This window comes from Gordonia sp. LMA484, from assembly GCF_058129505.1.
On the sequence record NZ_CM176700.1, the window covers coordinates 1298917 to 1321827 of the forward strand.

Annotated in this window: 21 protein-coding genes and 2 tRNA genes; 15 read left to right on the top strand and 8 right to left on the bottom strand. The window is 66.2% G+C overall.

All coding sequences use genetic code 11. The annotated features are described in order from the left end of the window. The first annotated feature begins 109 nt into the window (after positions 1-109). Both AC4AMJ_RS05440 and AC4AMJ_RS05445 read left to right on the top strand, forming a co-directional pair. The gene (locus tag AC4AMJ_RS05440; RefSeq protein WP_489917460.1) at positions 110-343 is read left to right on the top strand and encodes a hypothetical protein; all 234 of its coding nucleotides are present in this window, start codon (positions 110-112) and stop codon (positions 341-343) included. 165 nt (positions 344-508) lie between these two features. Next, a complete protein-coding gene (locus AC4AMJ_RS05445) occupies positions 509-796 on the top strand; it encodes a WhiB family transcriptional regulator (protein WP_489917461.1) in 288 nt (95 codons plus the stop codon). 549 nt (positions 797-1345) lie between these two features. Here AC4AMJ_RS05445 and AC4AMJ_RS05450 read toward each other — a convergent pair. The 3 genes from AC4AMJ_RS05450 to AC4AMJ_RS05460 form a co-directional block, all read right to left on the bottom strand. Continuing rightward, positions 1346-2662 (bottom strand): ABC1 kinase family protein, encoded by a 1317-nt coding sequence (locus AC4AMJ_RS05450; RefSeq protein ID WP_489917462.1) that lies wholly within the window; start codon positions 2660-2662, stop codon positions 1346-1348. A gap of 121 nt (positions 2663-2783) precedes the next feature. Next, on the bottom strand, positions 2784-3734 hold the full coding sequence (locus AC4AMJ_RS05455; protein ID WP_489917463.1) for a hypothetical protein: 951 nt from the start codon (positions 3732-3734) through the stop codon (positions 2784-2786). A gap of 81 nt (positions 3735-3815) precedes the next feature. Further along, complete coding sequence (locus AC4AMJ_RS05460; protein WP_489896584.1) at positions 3816-5291, bottom strand: zinc-dependent metalloprotease; 1476 nt, start codon at positions 5289-5291, stop codon at positions 3816-3818. Between the two features lie 167 nt (positions 5292-5458). Here AC4AMJ_RS05460 and AC4AMJ_RS05465 point away from each other — a divergent pair, with 167 nt between their 5' ends. Next, a complete protein-coding gene (locus AC4AMJ_RS05465; RefSeq protein ID WP_489896583.1) occupies positions 5459-6499 on the top strand; it encodes a YlbL family protein in 1041 nt (346 codons plus the stop codon). Between the two features lie 125 nt (positions 6500-6624). Here AC4AMJ_RS05465 and AC4AMJ_RS05470 read toward each other — a convergent pair whose 3' ends face one another. Beyond that, complete coding sequence (locus AC4AMJ_RS05470; RefSeq protein WP_489896582.1) at positions 6625-7206, bottom strand: PPA1309 family protein; 582 nt, start codon at positions 7204-7206, stop codon at positions 6625-6627. A 231-nt stretch (positions 7207-7437) separates the two neighbouring features. On the opposite strand from AC4AMJ_RS05470, the gene AC4AMJ_RS05475 reads away from it, so the two are divergent. Next, positions 7438-10458 (top strand): UPF0182 family protein, encoded by a 3021-nt coding sequence (locus AC4AMJ_RS05475; RefSeq protein WP_489917464.1) that lies wholly within the window; start codon positions 7438-7440, stop codon positions 10456-10458. Between the two features lie 82 nt (positions 10459-10540). Here the strand turns inward: AC4AMJ_RS05475 and AC4AMJ_RS05480 are convergent, their stop codons facing one another. Next, positions 10541-10828 carry a hypothetical protein gene (locus AC4AMJ_RS05480; protein ID WP_489896580.1) on the bottom strand — a complete coding sequence of 96 codons (288 nt, stop codon included), beginning with the start codon at positions 10826-10828 and terminating at the stop codon, positions 10541-10543. 366 nt (positions 10829-11194) lie between these two features. Between AC4AMJ_RS05480 and AC4AMJ_RS05485 the strand changes: the two genes are divergently transcribed. Together AC4AMJ_RS05485 and AC4AMJ_RS05490 are read left to right on the top strand one after the other, a co-directional pair. Then, a tRNA-Met gene (locus AC4AMJ_RS05485) sits at positions 11195-11271 on the top strand. A 191-nt stretch (positions 11272-11462) separates the two neighbouring features. Beyond that, positions 11463-11539, top strand: a tRNA-Met gene (locus AC4AMJ_RS05490). A gap of 112 nt (positions 11540-11651) precedes the next feature. Here the strand turns inward: AC4AMJ_RS05490 and AC4AMJ_RS05495 are convergent. The 3 genes from AC4AMJ_RS05495 to AC4AMJ_RS05505 form a co-directional block, all read right to left on the bottom strand. Further along, positions 11652-12449 (bottom strand): alpha/beta hydrolase, encoded by a 798-nt coding sequence (locus tag AC4AMJ_RS05495; protein ID WP_489896553.1) that lies wholly within the window; start codon positions 12447-12449, stop codon positions 11652-11654. Between the two features lie 40 nt (positions 12450-12489). Further along, positions 12490-13014: a hypothetical protein gene (locus AC4AMJ_RS05500; RefSeq protein ID WP_489896552.1), complete on the bottom strand. Its 525-nt coding sequence runs from the start codon at positions 13012-13014 to the stop codon at positions 12490-12492. 77 nt (positions 13015-13091) lie between these two features. After that, positions 13092-13544, bottom strand: coding sequence for an SRPBCC family protein (locus AC4AMJ_RS05505; RefSeq protein ID WP_489917465.1), 453 nt, complete (start codon positions 13542-13544; stop codon positions 13092-13094). 126 nt (positions 13545-13670) lie between these two features. Here AC4AMJ_RS05505 and AC4AMJ_RS05510 point away from each other — a divergent pair, with 126 nt between their 5' ends. The 9 genes from AC4AMJ_RS05510 to AC4AMJ_RS05550 all read left to right on the top strand — a co-directional run bounded on the left by AC4AMJ_RS05510 (position 13671) and on the right by AC4AMJ_RS05550 (position 22911). Beyond that, positions 13671-14282, top strand: a complete 612-nt coding sequence (locus AC4AMJ_RS05510) for an MSMEG_1061 family FMN-dependent PPOX-type flavoprotein (protein ID WP_489917466.1) — start codon at positions 13671-13673, stop codon at positions 14280-14282. A gap of 41 nt (positions 14283-14323) precedes the next feature. Continuing rightward, positions 14324-14572, top strand: a complete 249-nt coding sequence (locus AC4AMJ_RS05515) for a DUF2630 family protein (RefSeq protein ID WP_489896549.1) — start codon at positions 14324-14326, stop codon at positions 14570-14572. Positions 14573-14717: 145 nt separating this feature from the next. Beyond that, positions 14718-16598 (top strand): propionyl-CoA synthetase, encoded by a 1881-nt coding sequence (locus AC4AMJ_RS05520; protein WP_489917467.1) that lies wholly within the window; start codon positions 14718-14720, stop codon positions 16596-16598. 6 nt (positions 16599-16604) lie between these two features. After that, positions 16605-17099, top strand: coding sequence for a DUF6790 family protein (locus AC4AMJ_RS05525; protein ID WP_489917468.1), 495 nt, complete (start codon positions 16605-16607; stop codon positions 17097-17099). A gap of 198 nt (positions 17100-17297) precedes the next feature. After that, on the top strand, positions 17298-18587 hold the full coding sequence (locus AC4AMJ_RS05530) for an ABC transporter substrate-binding protein (protein ID WP_489917469.1): 1290 nt from the start codon (positions 17298-17300) through the stop codon (positions 18585-18587). A gap of 4 nt (positions 18588-18591) precedes the next feature. Then, on the top strand, positions 18592-19614 hold the full coding sequence (locus AC4AMJ_RS05535) for a carbohydrate ABC transporter permease (RefSeq protein WP_489917470.1): 1023 nt from the start codon (positions 18592-18594) through the stop codon (positions 19612-19614). Then, positions 19611-20441, top strand: a complete 831-nt coding sequence (locus tag AC4AMJ_RS05540; protein WP_489917471.1) for a carbohydrate ABC transporter permease — start codon at positions 19611-19613, stop codon at positions 20439-20441. Before AC4AMJ_RS05535 ends, AC4AMJ_RS05540 begins: the two co-directional genes overlap by 4 nt. Continuing rightward, positions 20438-21889 carry a GH1 family beta-glucosidase gene (locus AC4AMJ_RS05545; RefSeq protein ID WP_489917472.1) on the top strand — a complete coding sequence of 484 codons (1452 nt, stop codon included), beginning with the start codon at positions 20438-20440 and terminating at the stop codon, positions 21887-21889. The genes AC4AMJ_RS05540 and AC4AMJ_RS05545 overlap by 4 nt, the downstream gene beginning before the upstream one ends. Beyond that, positions 21886-22911 (top strand): LacI family DNA-binding transcriptional regulator, encoded by a 1026-nt coding sequence (locus AC4AMJ_RS05550; protein WP_489896542.1) that lies wholly within the window; start codon positions 21886-21888, stop codon positions 22909-22911. Before AC4AMJ_RS05545 ends, AC4AMJ_RS05550 begins: the two co-directional genes overlap by 4 nt.

A 22911-nucleotide genomic window follows, 5' to 3' on the forward strand; every position in this document is an offset into this window, starting at 1 on the left:
TGTCGGGACGGCACATATTCTTGATCCGTCAGCACGGGGTGCCATTCGTTTGTCCGTAACGGGTCGCCTCACCAGGTGGAAGCCAGCGAGCACAGAAGGGAGCGGATCAGTGAACGGAATCAACATCACGGCCGGCATCAGCCTGCCTGTGGCCGAGCCGAGCATGGTCGACCTCATCGATGCATGTTCCCGACGCAACCGCTTCTGGGTCGACGAGACCCGCGTGGCTCCGATGGCCGGCCATCCGGCCGCCGAGCGCGTAGCACGCGTCGGTGCCGCAACCGCCGCAGCGCGAGCCTCGCAGCGGTTCCCCGTGCAGATACGAAAACTGCGGAAGAGATAACTCCGCACCATTTCGGGCCACGGGCGAATCGCAGAGGCGAAACCCGTGGCCCTTGTTGTGAGACAGTCCCTCCCGCTTCTCATCGGAGACGATGAGTATCCGGGATCGACACCTCCACACGGGACTCGGGTGCAACACCCAACACGAGCAGATGTGGAGAGCAGAATGACTGTCGATTGCGTTCTCGAATCCTGTCTTTCGGCGGACCGCGTGTCGGTCGGTCTTGACCTGCCCTGCCAGGTGGCCGACGCCGATCTGTGGTTCGCCGAGGACCCCCGAGATCTCGAACGGGCGAAGGCCATGTGCGCCGACTGCCCCTTGCGCGAGGCCTGCCTGCAGGCCGCGCTCGATCGTGCCGAGCCCTGGGGGGTCTGGGGCGGCGAGATCTTCGAGCGCGGCACGGTGATCGCGCGGAAACGTCCGCGCGGTCGCCCGCGTAAGAATGCCGCCTGAACGGCGGAGTCGCCACGGTCGCGACCGCGGGATGAGTATTCCCTCCGGTCTCTGAGGAGCCTTCGAGCTTGCGAGGATGCGTCTGCGGGATGAGCATCCCTCTGGTCCTTGAGGAGCCTTCGAGCTTGCGAGGATGCGTCTGCGGGATGAGCATTCCTCCGGTCCTTGAGGAGCCTTCGAGCTTGCGAGGATGCGTCTGCGGGATGAGCATTCCTCCGGTCCCTGAGGAGCCTCCGAGCTCGCGAGGATGCGTCACGAAGGGCCCTTCGTGACGCTCGCAGGCTCGCTCCTCAGGGACCGGAGTGGTGACGCTCGCAGGCTCGCTCCCTTCGTGACGCTCGCGGGCTCGCTCCCTTCGTGACGCTCGCGGGCTCGCTCCCTTCGTGACGCTCGCGGGCTCGCTCCCTTCGTGACGCTCGCAGGCTCGCTCCCTTCGTGACGCTCGCAGGCTCGCTCCTCAGGGCGGCGCCTCAGGGCGGCGCCTCGGGGCGGCGCCTCAGGGACCGGGGTGGTGACGCTCGCAGGCTCGCTCCCTGCGGCCTGGGGGTCTCAATCGGCGAGGCCGGGGACCCACTTCTCCATGATCGCTCGGTAGGGGGCGTTGGCCTCGAGCTGCGACGCGATGCCCACGCAGCCTGCGAGGACCCGGAACACCATCACATAGTTCTTGGGCACGTTGAGGTTTCGTGACGTCTTGTAGACGTCGCCGCGTACGTCGGTGGCCTTGCCGGCGGCGCGCTGCATCCACTTGCGGGTGAAATGGAAGGACTCGCTGTACAACGGGTCCACGTACGGCTTCAGGTACGCCTCGATGTCCGAGGCGGTCACCCGATCCGCCCGCGACGGACGGATGAAGTCGGTCCGCACCATGAGCTCTTTGAGCTCTGCGTACTCTTTGTCGCGCGCGAGCCGCAGGATCGGCCCGGTCTCCGGTGGCAGACCGTTGGGGTAATGGCCCACCGCCCCGAAGTCCAGGACACCGAACCGGCCGTCGTCGGTGAGGAAGAAGTTGCCGGGGTGTGGATCACCGTGCAGCAGTCCCACCCGGAACGGCGAACTCACCTCGAAGGTGGCCATCTTGGCGGCCGCATCATCACGGGTGGCCTGGTCGCCGGTGGTGATGATCTTCGCCAGCGGAGTCCCGTCGAGCCACTCCGACACGACCACCTTGGGGGCGCTCGCGACGACCTTCGGGATGACGAAATCAGGGTCGCCGTCGAAGGCCTTGGCGAATGCACGCTGGTTGTCGGCCTCACCGAGATAGTCGAGTTCGGCCTCGGTGCGGTCGATGAGTTCGTCCATCATCGCTTTGACATCGGTGCCCGGTGACATCCGCTGGATGACTCCCGACATCCGGGACAGCGTCTTCAGATCGGCTTTGAGCGCGTGATCGGCGCCCGGATACTGCACCTTGACCGCGACCGTGCGGCCGTCGGTCCACACCGCCTTGTGAACCTGTCCGATGCTCGCCGACGCGGCCGGCTCATCGGAGAACTCCCGGAACCGGTCCCGCCACTTCGTTCCCAGCTGTTGGTCGAGGACCTTGTGCACCTTCGGCGCCGGCATCGGCGGTGCCTCGGCCTGCAACTTGGTCAGCGCCTCACGGAACGGTTCGCCGAACTCGTCCGGGATGGCGGCCTCCATGATCGACATGGCCTGACCGACCTTCATGGCGCCGCCCTTGAGTTCGCCGAGGACGGCGAAGAGCTGATCGGCCGCCTTCTCCAGCATCTCCTGCTGGACTTCGTCCTTGTCCCGGCCGACCATCCGTTTACCGAGACCGGCGGCGGCGCGTCCGGCCATACCGATGGGCAGCGACGCCAACTTGGCGTTGCGTCGTCCCTGCCCCCGAGTGATGTCGCTCATAGCGTCCTTTCCCCACCTCAGGATAGAGGACCGGGTTGTGTCGATGATCCCCAGCACGCCTGCACCACATCGGTCACAGAGCCGGTGGGTGTGGTGTGCGCCGGGGCGCCGCGCGTGTATCTCATCCCGCCGCCGCGAGCGGCCTGCAGTCGCACAGCGGGTGTGGTGGCCACTCGGTGACCGTGAGTCGGGCCGGGTTGGTGTGCAGTTCCAGCGCACGGTTGAACAACTGCGGGGTCGGACTCCCGGTGGCGCCGGACCACAGTGCGGCCGCCAACTCCTCGATCTGCACGTGAGCCAACGCCGCCGTGCTCCGGATGGTTCCGGCGCTGGCATAGCCGGGTTGGTGCACCATCTGCGCGGCCAGCAGCGGCCAGTCCGGCTCCATCGCAACGCGGTGGTGGTCGGCACAGCGAAGACAGCTCGACAGGCCGGGCAGCACGAGTGGACCGATCACCCCGACGCCGTCGCGAACCCGTACCTGCACATGGGCGATACGAGCTGCGTTGAGCGCGTTCACGATTGCCGGGTCGTGCACCAGAAAGTCGGTGAGCACCACCAGGTTGGCGTCCCACCCGTCGGGCGCGGCGGACATGGCCGACCGACGAACCGATCGTCGCGGCACCATCCCCACCTCGGTGAGCGATGTGGTCAGCAGATCCGACAACGGGCCCCGACCGTGTAACCGGATTCGCAGCGCCGACGACGATCTTCCGTTGTCGGTGGGTATCGCCTGTCCCGCCACGGTGAGTTGTCCGATGATCCGGGCCAGGTCGGTCGGTGTGAGCCCGATCGTCCTTGCGCGCCGCAACATCTCGGCTCGGCTGCGCGGCCGGGTCAGCTCGCGCAGCAGACCGGCGACGTCGGCCGCCCGCACGGGCGGCGTCAGCTCGATGACGAGGCTGCGGTGGGGGTCGCTTCCGATGTGGACACGATTGCCGGGCCGCACCATCACCGGAGTGTTCGGCCGCACGAGCGGCAGACTGATCGGTAGCGCAGACACCTCCGTGACCTCCATGTCCGAGGCGCGGTGCTCGCTCGTGGCGGCGCTGCGGGCGGTGCGATCGGACATGGGAGTCACTGTGCCATCTCCCGCGGCCGGTGCCGGGTGGTTGTCCACAGCCCGCTGCTCGGCCTGTGGGCGAACACGAACTCAGTTGTCGGTGTCCTTCTCGCCGCCGTCATCGTCTGCCGCGGAGTCGTCCGTCTTCTTCGACTCCTCGGCCGCGCGCTCCTGCGCGAGAGTGGCCTCGAGTTGGGCGATCGGATCATCGAAAGACCCTGTCCCGCCACCGATGACGCCGTCGATGAAGGCTGCCGGATTGTCCAGGTCGGCGGTGTCGGGCATGAGGTCGGGATGAGCCCACACGCCGTCGCGGGTCGCCACGTCGGACGCTTCGAGCAGCTGCCGCCACAATGCCGACGCCTCGCGGACCTTACGCGGTCGGAGTTCGAGGCCGACGAGGGTGGCGAACGTCTGTTCGGCCGGTCCGCCGGATGCACGGCGGCGGCGCATCGTCTCGGTCAGCGCGCCTGCGCTCGGGATCCGGTCGTCGAGTGCGCGCGAGACCGCTTGCTCGACCCAGCCCTCGACGAGCGCGAGCAGTGTCTCCAGGCGTGCCAGCGCCGCTTCCTGCTCGGGTGTGGTGGTCGGTTCGAACGAGGCCGACGACCCGATCAGCTCCTCGAGTTTGGCGGGATTGGAGAGCAGTTCCTGAGGATCCACACCGGTGGCGAGGTCGTTGATCCCGCTGAAGTCGATGCTGATGCCGCGGGCGTACTCCTCGACGGTGGCCAGCAACCGCTGCCGCAGCCACGGCACGTGGGTGAACAGCCGAACGTGCGCAGCCTCACGGGCGGCGAGGAAGACGATGATCTCCTGGGCGGGTTGCTCGAGCCCTTCGGCGAAGCCGGCGATCGCCTCGGGAAGCAGGACCGCGACGCCCTCCGGGGCCAACGGAAGTCCGATGTCGGTGGAGGTGAGCACCTCCTTGGCCAGCTGGCCGAGTCCCTGGCCGAGCTGCGTGCCGAACGCCATCCCACTCATCTGGGTCAGCATGCCCATCATCGGCCCGGCGAACTGCGCCGCTTCCGCAGGCAGGTTCTGCTCCCAGGTGCGTGAGAGTTGCTCGGCGACCGGATCGCAGAGTCGCTTCCAGGTGGGCATCGACTCCTCGAGCCACTGCACCGGAGTCCACGCGACCGATGTGCGAACGCCTGCGGGCAGCGTGGTCACGTCGTCGAGCCAGACCTCGGCGAGTCGGACGGCATCGGTGACCGCCTGGGTCTCCTTGTCGAGCACCGGCGTGAAGTTGCCGATCTGCTGCCGAGCGAGATTGGCGGCGACCTGGTAGTTCACCGGTCCGCCACCCGACCCCGATGTCATGCCGCTGCCCATCCCGCTGAACATGCTGCCCAGTTGCGAGAACATCTGGCCGAGCTGTGACGGGTCGAACGAGGAGGGGTCGAAGCCCTCGCCACCCATACCGAAGCCGAAGGGATTCTGTGCGCCACCCTGCGCGCCACCCGAGGCATCGCCGGTGCCGCCCTGATTCTCGCCGTGCTTGTCCTTGCGCCGGTCGTCGTCGCCGTCGCCGGATGGGGAGAACCCGAAGGGCAGATCAGTCATGAGTCCACGGTACCGCCCGGGTATCGACCATTCAGCGTCCCGGCGTTCGCCTTGAGCGTAGGCAGCTCAATGTCGGCGGTCGCGGGCCGGACGTCTGCGCCACGTCCGTACTGCGTGTGGCCGTGCGGTGCCCTCGGGCGTTCCGGCGGTCCACTACTGTGAGCGGAATGAGATTGCAGCCCGGGCATCGTCGGATTGCGACAGTCGCGGTGACGGTTCTGGTCTTCGTGGCACTGTTGTTCGTCGGGACGACGGTGCAGGTCCCGTTCGTCGCGCTCGGACCCGGGCCCACGGTCAACACCCTCGGACAGTTGGACGACAAGCCGGTCGTCGACATCACCGGCGTCCCCACCGATCCGACCACAGGCAACCTCAACCTCACCACGGTGTCGGTGACCGACGGGATGTCGCTGTTCCAGGCGCTCGGCATGTGGATGTCGGGGACGTACACCCTCGAGCCGCGTGACCGGCTGTTCCCGCCGGATCAGACGCCCGACGACGTCCGACAGCAGAATCAGCAGGAGATGTCCGGTTCTGAGGACAGCGCCACGGCGGCGGCCCTGCGATATCTCGACCGGCCGACGAAACTCGTCATCGAATCCGTCGCGAGCGACGGTCCGGCCGCCGACGTGCTCAAGCCGGGCGACCAGGTACTCACGGTGGGCGGCACACCGGTGTCGACCACCGCCGAGATGCAGGCTGCGGTGAAGAGCGATCCGCCCGGGACGCGACTGCCCATCGAGATCGATCGGGGTGGCCGACGCCAGGAGGTCACCGTCACGCTCGCCGCCCGCCCGGACGACCCGAAGGTGGGTTACCTGGGGGTGACGCCCGAGGTGGTCAACGCCGACCCGGCCCTCAAGATCTCCTATAACGTCGGCGACATCGGCGGACCGTCGGCGGGAATGATGTTGACGCTCGCGGTGATCGACCGGCTCAGCCCGGGGGAGCTGACCCACGGAAAGTTCATCGCGGGGACCGGAACCATCGACGAGAACGGTACGGTCGGTCCGATCGGCGGGATCACCCACAAGACGCGCGCCGCACGGGATGCGGGCGCCACCGTCTTCCTCGTGCCGGAGCGCAACTGCGCCGAGGCCAGCTCGGATGCCCCCGACGGGCTGACCCTGGTCAAGATCGACGACCTGCAGGGCGCCGTCGACGCACTCGGCGATATCGGCGCGGGCCGCCCGGCGCCGCACTGCTGAGCCGCCCTACGCCGTTCGGCAAACCGCGCCCGTCACGCAACCGCGCACCCGTCATGTAGACCCACACCAGGCGGTGCGCGTGAGCGTGACGGCTGCGCGTCAGGACCGATCGTGTGGCCGGGTGGTCAGTCCTCCGGCTCGGCGAAGGTGTGGGCGAGGGCGGTGCGCAGATCGGTGGCCAGATCCCGGTGCGTGAGCAGTTCGACGCCACTCGACGTCTCCGTGTCCGCGGTCGCGGGCTCGGGACGCAGGTGCAGCAGGCTCAGAGAGGGACCGTCGCGCAGGGCCCCCACCACGAGGCGGGCCGTGCGGCGGTCCGGGTGCGTCGACGACGGCTGGGTGTCCAGGTCGCCGTCGGTGCCCGGCGGGAGCACGACGATCTCCCGGATCAGGGCGGCTCCGACGACCATCGGCGGCCACGCCGTGGTCGCGAGAACACGTTCGAGCTCGGCGTCGACCTCCGGGCCGGCGCTCACGCTTGTCAGCGGGTCCTGGGCGATCGGGCTCAGCACCGAATCGTCATCGGGGTCGACGAGATCGGGTTGGGTCGCGGCCAGCGTCGATGTGCGAACGAGCGCGAACAACATCGGCGGTTGACCCCAGCCGCCCGGGTCGAGGAATTCGACGATCGCCCGCAGGGCGCTGCCGAGGTCGTCGACCGACAGGGACACGGGCTCGCACGGTGTTTCATCGGTCACCGCTCCCATCTTGCCGCCCCGGCCGGTGTGACGCGGAACTCATCGGACAGATCGGTCGTTGGCCCTTCGACGCGGACCCCATCGCTCTGACCACGGGCGGTGTTCCCGACCGGGTGCCTGCGGCACCGGCGTCGGGACCGTGTGGCACCGGACCAGTACAGTTGGGTGCACATATTTCCGGAGGGCCGCGATCAGGGTCGGGCCGATGTCCGGAATGAGAACTTTGGAGAGTGGGATTAGGTGGGCGTACGCGGGCCGGCGGGCATGCCGACACTGTCGCGCAGAAGCAAGATCGCCATCGGGGTCGGTGTGGCCATCCTGGTGTTGCTCCTCGTCGGCCCACGGCTGGTAGGTCTGGCGACCGACTGGCTGTGGTTCTCCGACGTCGGCTACACGCGGGTGTTCTCGACGATCATGTGGACACGCATAGTCCTGTTCGTGGCGACCGCACTCGTCGTCGGGTTGCTGGTGTTCGGATCCATTGCGATGGCCTACCGATCGCGCCCCGTCTTCGTGCCGGCGTCGGGGCCCAACGATCCGCTGGCGCGATATCGGGCGACGGTGATGGGCCGGACGAAGTGGTTCGCCGTGATCCCCGCCATCGTGATCGGGCTGCTGGCCGGTCTCGTCACGCAGGGATCGTGGGCGACCGTGCAGACCTTCCTGCACGCGGTGAACTTCGGGGTGACCGACCCGCAGTTCGGGCTCGACGTCAGCTTCTACGCCTTCGATCTACCGTTTTACCGCCTCGTCCTGAATCTGCTGTTCGTGGTCGTGGTGATCGGCTTCCTGGCCAACCTGCTGACCCATTACCTTTTCGGGGGAATCCGCCTCGGTGGTGGTGGCTCCAACGGCAACGGGCCGACGATCACGACCGCGGCGCGTATCCAGCTCGCCGCACTCGCCGGAACCTTCCTGTTGCTCAAGGCGGTGGCCTACTGGTTCGACCGGTACTCGCTGCTGTCCAGCCAGCGCAAGGAGGAGATCTTCACCGGCGCGAGCTACACCGACATCAACGCGGTGCTGCCGTCGAAACTGATCCTGATGTCGATCGCGATCATCTGCGCGCTCGCCTTCTTCGCCGGGGTCGTACTGCGCGATCTGCGCGTACCTGCTCTCGCGACCGCGCTCATGCTGCTGTCCGCGTTGGTCATCGGCGTCGGCTGGCCGCTCGCGATGGAGCAGTTCTCGGTGAAACCGAACGCCGCGCAGAAGGAATCGGAGTACATCGCCAGGAACCTGACGGCGACCAAACAGGCGTACAAGATACGCGAGAAGGACGACGTCACCTACGATCCGAACTGGACGGCCACCCCCGCCGATCCCGTCGCGGTCAACAGTGATGCGGCGACGTTGTCCAACATCCGCATCCTGGACCCGAACGTCATCGCGCCGACGTTCAACCAGCGCCAGTTCCTCAAGAACTTCTATGGGTTCCCGGCACAATTGGCGGTGGATCGCTACACCGTCGACGGCCAGGAACGTGACTTCGTGGTCGCGGCTCGTGAGCTGGATCCGTCGAAGTACCAGGAGAACCAGCAGAGCTGGATCAACAAGCACACCGTGTTCACCCACGGCAACGGCTTCGTCGCGGCCCAGGCCAACACGGTCGACGAGGCGTCGTCCGACAGCGACAGCGACCGCGGCGGTCTGCCGGTGTTCCAGGTCAGCGACCTCGAGACCATCCGGGCACCCGGGTACCAGGAGAATGCGCCGATCAAGGTGAAGCAGCCGCGCATCTACTTCGGCGAGCTGATCGCCAAGGTGAACCCGGACTACGCCATCGTCGGTTCGACCGGCGGGGACCGCGAGTACGACGAGGACGGCAAGAACTACACCTACACTGCCGATTCCGGTGTCTCCCTGGGGAACTGGTTCAACCGGCTGCTGTACTCGGTCAAGTACACCGAGCGCAACATCCTGCTGTCCGATGCGATCAACTCGAACTCGAAGATCATCTACGACCGCGACCCGCGGGACCGTGTGAAGAAGGTCGCGCCGTGGCTCACCGTCGATTCCAAGACCTATCCGGCAGTGATGGCCGACGGGTCGATCAAGTGGATCGTCGACGGTTACACCACGCTCGACACCTATCCGTACGCCCAGCGGATGTCGTTGCAGGGTGCGACTTCCGACGCGCAGGAGCTCAATCAGGGGCAGACGGGCCGCACGCAGATCAACAAGCAGATCTCGTATGCGCGCAACTCGGTGAAGGCCACCGTCGACGCCTACACCGGCAAGGTGACGCTCTACCAGGTCGACACCGACGACCCGGTGCTGAAGACCTGGATGAAGGTGTTCCCGGGCACGGTCAAGTCGAATGCCGAGCTCGAGCAGCAGAAGGACCTCATCTCGCACTTCCGGTATCCGGAGGATCTGTTCAAGATCCAGCGTGCATTGCTGGCGAAGTACCATGTCGATGACCCGGAGACGTTCTACCGCAGCAACAACTTCTGGTCGATTCCGGCCGACCCGAGTAAGGATCAGGCGGTCCAGCAGGGACTCAACCAGCCGCCGTACTACTTCACCGCGGCGGCGCCGGACGGCACGGACGCCCAGTTCCAGCTGACGACAGTGATGACGGGTCTCAACACCCGAAACCTGGCCGCCTACATGACCGCGTCGTCGGAGCCGGGATCGTACGGTCGCATCACCGTCAAGATGTTGCCGACGGCCAAGCAGACGGTCGGTCCGCAGCAGGCGCAGGAGAACATGAAGAGTGCCGGCCCGGTGGCGTCCGACCGTAAGCAGGTCGAGGACACCACCCGGGTGACCTACGGCAACCTTCTGACCCTGCCGGTGGGTGGCAACGGCATTCTGTACGTCGAGCCGATGTACACGCAGTCGAAGACCGACGACTCGGCGATCCCGAAGCTGTATCGCGTGCTGGTCTACTACAACGCGGCCAGCGACGGTGCCCGAGTGGGTTATGCGGCCACGGTCGCAGAGGCGCTCCGGCAGGTCGGCATCAACCCGGCCGCGGTGACCTCACCCGAAGGTGGCCCGGTCGTGGAAGGTGGCACGCCACCCGCCGACAACGGCAATTCGCAGTCCAACCAGTCGACCGACGGGTCGGCCTCGACACCGTCGGGCAACCAGGGCAGCTCATCGGAGCGCGACGCCGCGGTGCAGGCGATCGGAGAGGCCCTGACCGCGTTGCGGGATGCCCAGACGAAGGGTGACTTCACCGCATACGGGGCGGCGCTGGATCAGCTGAACAAGGCAGTGGCGCAATACGAGGCACTACCCGGCGGCAGCTGACGGGCGGTACGACCCGCAAGACGACGAGCCGTGGTGCACCGGGTGTCCGGTGCCCCACGGCTCGTCTGTGTGTGGCCGGCGATCAGCCGCGGTAGCGGCGCATGTATCGGCCGAGCTCGGCGTCGGTGTTGTCGGGCAGGACAGGACTGTGGTGGTGGCGGTGCACGAGGGACAAGAAGATCGACGTCGCTCCTGCAAACGCTCCCACCATCAGCAGGCCGAACAGGATGGCCGCGGGGACGTGGCCACCCGCCATCGACACCAGCCACAAGGCGGCGCATGCGAATCCGCCGAGTATCAGTAGATATCCGATGACGCTCATCGGATGATTTCCATGGCTCTCGTGATGGGGCAGATGATGAGATGCCATCGTTCCTCCTCGATCTGAGCGGCTTGGGCAACCACCAGACTACATCGGACTGTGATGGAACTCACACGCGTTTCGTTGTAAAGGTTGTCCAGTAAGGCGCCATGTCCGCAGCCTCCCCAGAACTGGCTCGCGGGTAAACCGAGCAGGGGGTCGGCCCGCGATTCCGTCGCAAACGGGGAGCGTGACCCGGGCGCCCCGGCCGTGAGTCCGCTCCTGGGGGAATGCGGCCCCTCCGACAGGGGTCCGGCGAACGTGATTCCCGCCACATCAAGTGGCTCGGAAATACCGTCGTTTGCGCAGGTGAGGGCGGTTGCAGCAGGCGATTTGCCTCGCTGTCGAGCGTGTGTGTAACGTGGTGTTCACCAACGCGGGGTGGAGCAGCTCGGTAGCTCGCTGGGCTCATAACCCAGAGGTCGCAGGTTCAAATCCTGTCCCCGCTACCACGACGAGAACCCCCGCCCGGGATGCCCGGGCGGGGGTTCTCGCTTTTCGTCTGGGTGTTCGCGAGCCCGACCGTGCCTGTCCTTCTGGGCTCTGCCGGCGGTGGCCAGAGACTCGATATCGCCGATCCGTTCGCCGCGTCGGGGGGTGTGCTCGCGGCGCTGGCGGAGGTGTGTATTGTTGGTTTCTGCAACGCGGGGTGGAGCAGCTCGGTAGCTCGCTGGGCTCATAACCCAGAGGTCGCAGGTTCAAATCCTGTCCCCGCTACCACGACGAGAACCCCCGTCCGGGATGCCCGGGCGGGGGTTCTCGCTATCAGCGTCAGCGACGGGTGGTCGCGATCGAAGAGACGCCGTCCTCGATGACTGACAACACCTCGTCCTCAGCTCTGGCCGACCGGATGCTCGGCGAGCCAGGCGAGGACCACATCGGCCACTTCCGGCCAACCGTGGTCGATGGTCAGCGAATGCCCGCGGCCCTCGAATCGATGGAAATCGGTGACTGCCGCCGACTTCGCATACCGCTTGTACGCGGCATGCGCACTGACATCCGGAACGGTGTGATCCTCGGTGCCCGATGTGATCAGCAACGGCCCGCGCGAGGCGTTCTTCGTGTCGACGGCGGCGGGTGAATGAGGGGCGAAGTTCGCGACGGCGGCTTCGAAGAGCGGCTTGCCCGGCGACGGGATCGCCCACTTCTCCCACAGCGCGTCGGACTCCTCGGCGCTCAACGTGTTGCCGAACGCGTAGCGGAACTGGCTGACCGACAGGGCTTTTGCGCGTCCCCTGTTCAACGGGTTCCCCAGCACCGGCGACGCGGAGCGAAGCTGTGACAACGGTAGGGGTTTGACGCCCTTGATCGGGGCCGGATCGATGGCCACGGCGGCGGCGGCCTTGTTCTGGCTCAGGAGCTTCTGTGCGATCAACCCACCGAACGAGTGGCCGATCACGATGGGTGGACTCGAGAACTGTCCCGCTGCGTCGGCGAAATGCGCGGTGATGTCGTCGATGCCGACACCCGCTTGCGCCCCCGGATCCTTGCGGGTGGCCTCGACCGTGTCCGCCTCGCCGGGCCACGCGGGCGCGACGCCACGGTGTCCGTGCTCGGCGAAACGGTCGATCCACGGCTGCCAGGCCGTCTGGGAGACCCAGAGGCCATGGATGAAGACGACGTCGGACATGGTGCTCCTTGCGTTGGGGGTGAACGTGTTCGGGACCTTGCTAACTGCGGATCGTGCGGTCGACCTCGATCGGGTCGACATGCCGCGGCGTCATTGCCACGAACCAGGCCTCCTGTACTCCCAGGACGACGATGAGGCTGACGATCAGGCCCTCGAGCTCGATCGAGGTGAGGGCGAGTCCCACCGCGGCGGCGACTCCGGGCCACAGGGCCACCAGAACGACGGCCAGGTACAGCGGTACGCCGATCACGCCGAAGACCCACGGCAGCACCGTGGTGTCGGTGCGCCGAGCGAACTGATACGCCAGCAGGGCGATCCCGATCGCGCCGAGGATTCCGGACAGCGCGAACGAGATGCGCCAGACCGCGGGGATCTCGGGTGCGACTTGAGCGAGCAACGACATGGCGGCCGGGATGGCGAATTGCAGCGACACCAGATAAGCCATGCGCGCTCCGGTGCCGGTGGGACCGCCGAGGTCGTCACGGTCCTTGATGGCCACCCACCACAGACCCAGGAGGGTGAAATTGGTCGCGGCGACGACCCCGTAGAACGCCGACTGGTCCATGTGTCGACGATAGTCCCGTGCGACCGGCCGTGTTCGAAGGTTCACGCAGCTCACGGCGGTTTCTGACCGCGATCGCGTCATCGCTGTCGTTCGAGCAGCTGCTTGATCCGGCGCAGGTCGTTTCGGTTCGCCCGACGCATCGCGATGGACATGAACGGTGCGATGATCGCCGAGAATCCGCTGGGGTCGCCGCGGTTACGCAGCGTCATCCGGGTCGTACCCTCGGTGACCGGTTCCCATTCGTAGATCGTTTCCATTGCGAACGGACCGTCGCTCGTGCGCATGACGAACCGTCGGTCGTCGGCAACCTCGGCCACTTCGTAGGTGTATTCGAGTCGTCGCCCGAGAAAGTGCGCCACGAACGCGATCTCGCTGCCCACCCGAAGCGGGGGTGGCGTGACCAAGGTGGAGGAGACGATGTTCTGGTACCAGTTCGTTGCGTTCGCCGGGTCGCGGGCGTACTCGGCCACCTGTGCGGTCGGGCGATCGATCACGATTCGGGTGACGACATCGACCATCGTGGTTCCCATGTTCGGTGCGATTGTGCTGTGACATGGGTATTGTCGCCCGTCGCGAGTCGCGATCGCGTTCATTCGGTGAATCGTCGGCCGGAAATCGACTGGTGCGGTGACGATGGTCGATGCGACGATGGCGGGGTGGAGATCACCAGCGCCGAGCAACTGCGCGCGATCGTCGGCCACCCGAACGAGATGGTCGCCAAGAAGGTCCGGCCATCGTTGCGACAGGTGCACGTCGACTGGCTCGCCGCGACACCGATGATCTTTCTCGCGACCACGGACCGGAGCGGGCGACTCGACGTGTCGCCGAAGGGAGACCCGCCCGGCAAGGTGGTTCATGTCATCGACGAGTCGCATATCGCGATCCCTGAGCGTCCCGGGAACCGACGCGTCGACGGGTATCTGAACATCGTAGAGAACAGGCGCGTCGGCACGCTGTCGGTGATTCCCGGGCGCGGCGACACCCTGCGTATCAACGGGTCGGCGCGGATCGTCGACGACGGTCCGTATTTCGACGACCTGGCCATCCGGGCCAAGCGGCCGATCCTCGCCGTCGAGATCGCCGTCGAGGAGGTGTTCTTCCACTGTGCCAAGGCATTCCTGCGATCGGAACTGTGGAAGCCGGAGACCTGGAACCCCGACGCACTGCCGAGTACGGCCGCGATCTACAAGGCACTGATGCCGGAGCTTGATGAAACCGAGCTCGACAGGGCATACGCGGAGTCAGCGGTCCGTCGGCGCTTGTACTGAGTCGCTCGCCCGCCGGCCTCGCGCCGTCTACTGTCGGAATCATGGCCACGGACAAGTCGATCCACGAGCACATCACCGACCTCATCGCCGAAGAACACGACCTCCGCGCGAAACTCGGGCGTGGCGAGATCTCCCGTGACGAGGAGAACAAGCGGTTACGTGAGCTCGAGGTGTCGTTGGACCAGTGCTGGGACCTGCTCCGGCAGCGCCAGGGCATGCGGGATGCGGGGGAGAACCCGGACGATGCCGCGGTTCGGCCGGCGGACGTCGTCGAGAAGTATCTGGAGTGATGGAGCGAACCGTGCCGCTCGACGCCCGCTGGTGACCGGTCGGCGCACAGTCGTCCAAGCAACTCCGTGGCAACCATCACATCGCTAACCTCGAACCGGGACACCGCACAGTCGTGGGACAGAGGGTCGAGCGAGAGGGATGGCGATGGGTCGATACGACGAGGCATTCGCACAGGCGTGGGATGACCGGGAGGCCTTCTGGCTCGGCGCCGCCGAGGCGGTCGACTGGGTGTCGCCCCCGACCCGGGCGCTCGACGACACGACGGCCCCGATGTACCGGTGGTTTCCCGACGCCACGCTCAACACGTCGTACAACGCCCTCGACCGGCACGTCGAGGGGGGCAACGGCGACCGCGCCGCCCTGATCTGGGACTCGGCGATGGTCGGGCAGAAACGGACCTACACCTACGCAGATCTGCTCGACGAGGTCTCCCGTTTCGCGGGCGTGTTGGCCGGGACCGGCGTGGCGGCCGGCGACCGGGTGATCATCTACATGCCGATGATCCCCGAGGCGGCCATCGCGATGCTCGCCTGCGCCCGCATCGGCGCGGTGCACTCGGTGGTGTTCGGCGGATTCGCGGCCCCGGAGCTGGCGACCCGTATCGACGACGCCGAGCCGGTGGCCATCGTGACTGCGTCGGGCGGTCTGGAGCCCGGCCGGACGGTGGAGTATCTCCCGATGGTCGCGAAGGCCGTCGAGCTGGCGGCGTCGCCGCCGGCCACCGTCATCGTGAAGAACCGGCCGCAGGTCGCGGGGGCGGCGGCCGACTACGACGGTTGGTTGGACTGGGACGAGCAGATGGCCGATGCCGCGCCGGTCGCGCCGACGCCCGTCGCAGCCACCGACCCGCTGTACATCCTCTACACCTCGGGTACCACCGGCAAGCCCAAGGGCGTCGTCCGCGACAACGGTGGGCACGCCGTGGCGCTCACCTGGTCGATGGGCAACATCTATGGCATCGAACCCGGCGATGTGTGGTGGACGGCCTCCGACGTCGGGTGGGTCGTCGGACATTCCTACATCGTCTACGGCCCCTTGCTGATCGGGGCGACCACGGTGATGTACGAGGGAAAGCCGGTGGGCACACCGGATGCGGGCGCGTTCTGGCGGGTGATCGCCGACCACAAGGCCAACGCCCTGTTCACCGCTCCCACCGCGATTCGGGCGATCCGCAAGACCGACCCCGAGGCCGCCGAACTGGCGAAGTACGACATCTCGTCCCTACGAACCCTTTTCGCGGCGGGCGAGCGATTGGACCCCGACACCTTCGAGTGGGCGAGCGCGACCCTGGACGTGCCGGTCGTCGATCATTGGTGGCAGACCGAGACCGGGTGGGCGATCGCGGCGAATCTGCGTGGACTCGAACCGATGCCGATCAAGGCCGGGTCGCCGACGGTACCTGTCCCGGGCTACCACGTCGGCGTCCTCGACGCCGAGGGACACGAACTCGGGGCGGGGGAGGAGGGCAACATCGTCATCGCGCTGCCGCTGCCGCCGGGAACACTCGCCGGGTTGTGGCGTGACGAGGACCGCTACCGCAAGTCCTACCTGTCGGCCTTCGACGGCTACTACCTCACCGGCGATTCCGGCTACGTGGATGCCGACGGCTACGTCTTCGTGCTCGGGCGCTCCGACGACGTCATCAACGTTGCCGGGCACCGCCTTTCGACGGGAAGTATCGAAGCGGTCGTCGCATCGCACCCGGCCGTGGCGGAATGTGCTGTCATCGGTATCCACGATGATCTCAAGGGCCAGCGGCCGAGCGGCTACGTGGTCCTCAAAGCGGGCGTCGAGATCGAGGCGGACACGCTGCGTGACGATTTGGTGGCGATGGTGCGCAACGAGATCGGGGCCGTCGCCACCTTCCGCGACGTCACCGTGGTCCCCGCACTACCGAAGACGCGGTCCGGCAAGATCCTGCGCAAGACGATGCGGCAGATCGCCGACCACGAGGAGTACACGGTGCCGTCGACGATCGAGGACGTCGACGTGTTGACGGATCTGGCCAAGCAGCTCGGCGACTGATCGACCATGGCGATATCGGGCGTCGATCATGTGCTGCGGTTCTCGATCCGGCTGGTGCCGTTCGTCGGCCTGGTGGGAACGGTCATCGCGACCATCGTCGACGTGGTGACACCGGGCGGAGACCTCGGCCGAGACCTGCTGTTGAACTCGATCGTATGGATGATCGGAGTCCAGGGCTGGATGACCGGTTGCGGACACATGTTCTTCGGTGAGCCGATCGCGGAGTCGATCGGGTGGCCCGCGAAGACCCCGTGGCAGTGGGAGGTCGGGCTGGCCAGCCTCGCCACCGGCGTCCTCGGCGTCGTCGCACCGGGCTTCGGCAAGGAGTTCTGGCTCGCCACGATCATCGCGTTCGCGGTGTTCTACCTCGGTGCGGCCGTCGGTCATATCCGAGAGATGGTGGTGCGTCGCAACTTCGCGCCCGGGAATGCCGGTCCCATCTTCTTCTTCGATGTGATCGTGCCGGTGTACCTGCTGGTGCTGTACGCGGTGGTGACGTAGGCGCCACCGCTTGACCGTAAGGGCCACGCCTATGGAAGCGCTCTCAAACAGCTGAGCTGTGATTTGCGCTGGGCTTGACATGTGAATGTGATCTGGACCATAGTGACTTTGTCACGAGAGTGGAAGCGCTCTCACACCCTGGCGGAAGAAGCGGCGCCGTGGGGGTCGTCATAAGTCCGCCGGGCGAGAGGCACACAGGTGACCAGGAAGACGAATTCGTGGCGCGGGGCGATGGCGGTGGGAGTCACCGTCGGCGTCGTCGGCGCATTGTTGGCCGGCTGCGGTGGAGCCGGCGACGGTGCCCAGACATCGCTCGGAAAAGATGACACGCTCACGATCACCACCTTCGGCGACTTCGGGTACGGCGACCTGATCGACCAGTGGAACAGCGACCCGGCAAGTCCGTTCAAGGTGAAGGAAACCAAGATCGCGCAGTGGGATACCTGGAAACAGACCCTGACCTCGAACCTGCAGGCCGGAACCGGTCTGACCGACGTGGTCGCGATCGAAGGCGACGCAATGCCGCAATTCCTCACCGACGGTGCATCGGACCAGTTCGCGGACCTGACCGACCCTGCGCTGGACAATCGATGGGTCTCCTACAAGTACAAGGACGGCCAGACCGCCGACGGCACACAGATCGGTTATCCGACCGATGCCGGGCCCGAGGCGATCTGCTACCGGGCCGATCTCTTCCGTCAGGCGGGATTGCCCGCTGACCGGGAATCGGTGGCGAAGATGTTCCGAACATGGGACAGCTACTTCGATCTCGGTCAGGAGTTCGTGAAGAAGGTACCCGCGACCAAGTGGTATGACTCCAGCGGATCCATCGCCCAGGCCATGCTCAATCAGGTCGAGTATCCGTTCCAGACGAGCGACAACACCGTCGACGTCGACAATGCGGGACTCAAGAAGGTGTATTCCACGGTGGCCGAGTTCGCCCCGACACTGTCCACCCGGGCGGTGCAATGGAGTGATGACTGGACTGCCAACTTCACCAACAACGGGTTTGCGACCATGCCGTGCCCTGGTTGGATGTTCGCCAACATCAAGGAATCCGCGCCGTCGGTGACCGGTTGGGACATCGCCGATGCGTTCCCCGGCGGCGGTGGCAACTGGGGTGGGTCGTTCCTGGCCGTTCCCGCGCAGTCTGCCCATCAAGAGCAGGCCAAACAATTCGCCAACTGGCTCACCGACACCAAGCAGGAGGTGGGTGCGTTCGATGCCGCCGGCGCGTATCCGGCGAATCTGGCCGCCGAACAGGAGCTGAGTTCGGCCAACAAGCCGGACCCCTACTTCGCCGACGCGCCGACCGCGCAGATCCTGGCCGATCGGGCGAAAGCGGTGCCGGTGGGAGTGCCGTACAAGGGCGACAAGTACTCCGACATTCTCGGGCTCCTCCAGACCGCGATCCAGCGCGTCGACGAAGGCCAGTCGCCGGAGGCCTCCTGGGCCACCTTCACCCAGGCCGTGGGCAACCTGGATTGATGACATGACCTTGGTCCCCAACGAGACCCGGAGATCGGCCGGAGATGCCCAGCGGCCGGAGCCGTCGGCTCCGGCCGACTCCGACCCGTCCGGAGCTTCCTCGAAACCGACTCGGCGGCAGCGTATTTCCCGTCTCGATCGCTCGGCTTCGCCCTACCTGTACATCGCACCGTTCTTCCTCGTCTTCGCCGTCATCGGGCTGTACCCCATGCTGTACACGGGGTATCTCTCCTTCTTCTCGTGGCCGCGATTCGCGGCGCAGCACGGCGGCGCGGTGGGGTTGGACAACTACCGGCATGTGTTGACCGATCCGGTCTTTCACAAAGCGCTCGTGAACACGATCGGGATCTTCCTGTTGTCGTCGATCCCGCAGATCATCATCGCGACGATCGTCGCGGCACTGCTCGACACCGGTCTGCGGGGTCGCTCGTGGTGGCGGATGAGTGTGCTGATCCCGTTCGTGGTCGCACCGGCGGCCGCGGCGTTGATCTTCGGTTCGCTGTTCGCGGACAAATCCGGCCTCGTCAACGATGTGCTCAGCGGCGTCGGGCTTCCGCAGGTCGCCTGGCACGGGGATCGACTGGCAAGCTGGACTGCGATCGCCACCATGATCAACTGGCGCTGGACCGGATACAACACGCTGATCCTGCTCGCCGCGATGCAGGCCATCCCGCGCGATCTGTACGAGGCGGCGGCGATCGACGGAGCCGGGAGCATCCGGAAGTTCCTGCACATCACCCTGCCGTCGATCCGCGCGACGATGATCTTCGTCATCGTCACCTCGACCATCGGCGGACTCCAGATCTTCACCGAGCCGCGGCTTTTCGACACGAATCTGCAGCACCAGGGGGGCGCGAACCACGAGTACCTGACGCTCACGATGTACGTGTTCAACACCGCCAACAGCGCCACGGACCCATATCCCCGCGCGGCGTCGGCGGCCTGGCTGCTGTTCTTGCTCATCGTCGTGTTCGCGCTGGTGAACTTCTTCGTCACCCGTGCCGTACAGAGGAGGTCGTCACGATGACCCGCCGTCCCGGATTCATCGTCTACGGCCTGCTGGCCGCCTTCGTGCTCGGATCTGTCTTTCCGCTGTACTGGTCGTTCGTCATCGGCTCGGTCACGTCGCAGCGTGCGAATCAGACACCGCCACCACTGCTTCCCGGTGGCCACTTCTTCGAGAACGCGCAGCGCGTTTTCGACCGGATCGACTTCTGGTCTGCGCTGGGCAACTCGATCATCGTGTCCAGCGTGGCGGCGATCTCGGTGGTGCTGTTCTCCACCCTGGCGGGTTATTCGTTCGCCAAGTTGAGCTTTCGTGGGAGCAGCGCGCTGATGGTCTTCGTGGTGCTCACGATGGCGATCCCACCGCAGCTCGCGCTCATCCCGCTGTTGAAGGAGTTCAGCAATCTCGGGCTGACCGGTACCCGATTCGCGGTCGCACTTCCATGGCTGGTCACCGCTTTCGGTGTCTTCTTCATGCGCCAGTACCTGAGCACGGCGATTCCCGACGAGCTGATCGACGCCGCTCGCGTCGACGGGTGTTCCATGCTCCGGACCTTCTGGACCGTGGCCGTTCCGGCCGCTCGGCCCGCGATGGCGATCCTGGGTCTCTTCACGTTCATGCAGGCGTGGACCGACTTCATGTGGCCACTGCTGATCCTCCAGGGATCTGACGTGCAGACCCTGCAGACCGCGCTCGATCAGCTCAAGATCGCACCCGGTCATGGGCTGAGCGATATGGCGCTCCTGCAGGCCGGCACCATCCTCGCGACCGTGCCACTGCTTCTCCTGTTCGTCGCGACCGGTCGCCACCTGGTGACCGGCATCATGCAAGGAGCCGTAAAAGGATGAACTCCGCACTGCACTTCCCCGATGGATTTCTCTGGGGCGCGGCGACCGCGTCGTATCAGATCGAAGGCGCACACGACCTTGACGGTCGAACACCGTCGATCTGGGATACCTTCGCACGCGTTCCGGGCGCAATCCTCAACGGCGACAACGGCGATGTCGCGTGCGATCACTACCACCGGATGGCGGCCGACGTGGCGCTGATGCAGCGCCTCGAGCTGAATGCGTACCGATTCTCGGTGGCGTGGCCGCGGGTCCGCCCCGACGCGGGCAGCGCGAACCAGAAGGGCATCGACTTCTACGCCCGACTCGCCGACGAGTTGCTCGACGCGGGGATCACGCCCTGGCTGACCCTCTATCACTGGGATCTTCCCCAGACCCTGGAAGATGCCGGCGGGTGGACCAACCGCGACACCGCGTACCGCTTCGTCGACTACGCGTTGAGCGTGTATGACTCGCTGGCCGACCGGGTGGATCACTGGACCACGCTCAACGAGCCCTGGTGTTCGGCCTTCCTGGGCTACACCAGTGGTCAGCACGCGCCCGGTAGGCAGGAGGGAGTGGCCGGCTTGGTGGCCGCCCATCACCTGCTGCTCGGTCACGGTCTCGTCGTCGACGAACTGCGGCGACGAGGCGCGACTCCGGATCGTGGTAAACAGGTGGGGATCACGCTGAACCTCACCGTCGCTACGCCGTTCGATCCCGGCAGTGCCGATGACGTCGACGCGGCCCGGCGCCTCGACGTCTTCAGCAACCGGGTCTTTCTCGACCCGCTGTTCCGCGGCCGCTACCCCGACGACATCGCGGACGACGTGGCAGGTCTGACTTTTCAGGGCCGAGCATGGCACGACTGGGTCCTCGATGGAGATCTGGACCTCATCGCGCAGCCGATCGATGCGCTGGGCGTGAATTTCTACCATGGCGATGGTGCCAGCAGCAGCGTGCGCACCGACCTCCTCGGCGACGATGTGGTGGCACCCGCACGCGTGGCCGCCCCGGCACAACCGGATGGGCGACGGATCACCTTCCCGCGACGGGGATATCCGGTCACCGACATGGGCTGGGAGGTTCAGCCGGCGGCATTGACCGAACTGCTCGTGCGGCTACGCGACGACTACGGGGTGCCGCCGGTCTACATCACCGAGAACGGTGCGGCCTACACCGACATCGTCACCCCCGAGGGGGCCGTCCACGATGAGAAGCGCAGGCAATTCATCGATCTCCATGTCCGCGCGGTCCACGACGCCATCGCGCAGGGTGTCGATGTTCGCGGTTACTTCGTCTGGACCCTGCTGGACAACTTCGAGTGGGCGTGGGGCTATACGCAGAGATTCGGCATCGTGCACGTTGACTACGCCACCCAGGTCAGGACGCCCAAGGACAGCGCGCTGTGGTTCGCCCGGGTGGCAGCATCCAACGCCGTGCCCGACCGCTGGGGGGACGACTCGTGACCGGCTCGGAACCGCGCAACGCATCACCCACGCTCGACGAGGTCGCGCGACTGGCGGGAGTCAGCCGAGCGACGGCCTCGCGCGCGGTCAACGGGGGCAGCCGCGTCAGCCCACGTGCCCAGAAAGCGGTCGACGAGGCTGTCCATCGTCTCGGCTACACACCGAATCAGGCGGCCCGGTCGCTGGTGACCCGTCGAACACAGTCGGTCGCGCTGGTGGTCCCCGAGCCCGACGAGCGTGTGTTCTCCGACCCGTTCTTCGCCCGTACGGTCCACATCGTCACCAGAGAACTCTCGAAGCATGACTTCCAGGTCGTGCTCCTCCTTGCCGGTGGCGACGACCAGGAAGCCCGGATGCTGCGTTTCCTGGGCAACCGGCAGGTCGACGGCGCCATCGTCGTCTCACACCATCGCGGCGACAGCCTGCCCGATCACCTTGCCGAACTCGGTCTGCCCAGCGCGTTCATCGGCCGCCCGTGGAGCAACAGCGATCGCTTGTCGTGGGTCGACACCGACAATGTCGCCGGTGGTCTCGAAGCCACCCGGCGCCTCCTGGACCGTGGCTGTCGCCGCATAGCCACCATCGCCGGGCCGACCGACATGACCGCCGGCGTCGACCGTCTGGAAGGGTGGAAGCAGGCCATGACCTCGGCGGGTCGACGGGCCGACGCCATCGGCTACGGGGATTTCACCCCGGATGGCGGTGCGTATGCCTGCCGCCAGTTGCTCGATTCCTATCCCGACATCGACGGCATCGTCATCGCCTCGGACCTGATGGCGGTCGGGGCGTTGGACGTGCTTGGCGCGGAAGGTCGCCGCGTGCCCGACGATGTCGCCATCACCGGCGCCGACGACCTCGGGGTCGCCGAGCGTACCGACCCGCCACTGACCACACTGCGAAACCCCCTGGCGGAGATGGCCGCCGAGGCAGTCGCGCTGTTACTCGGGCAGCTCGACGGTGGATCGGTCGCACCACGTCGAGTCGTCTTCGCCCCCACCCTCGTCCGCCGTGAATCGGCCTGA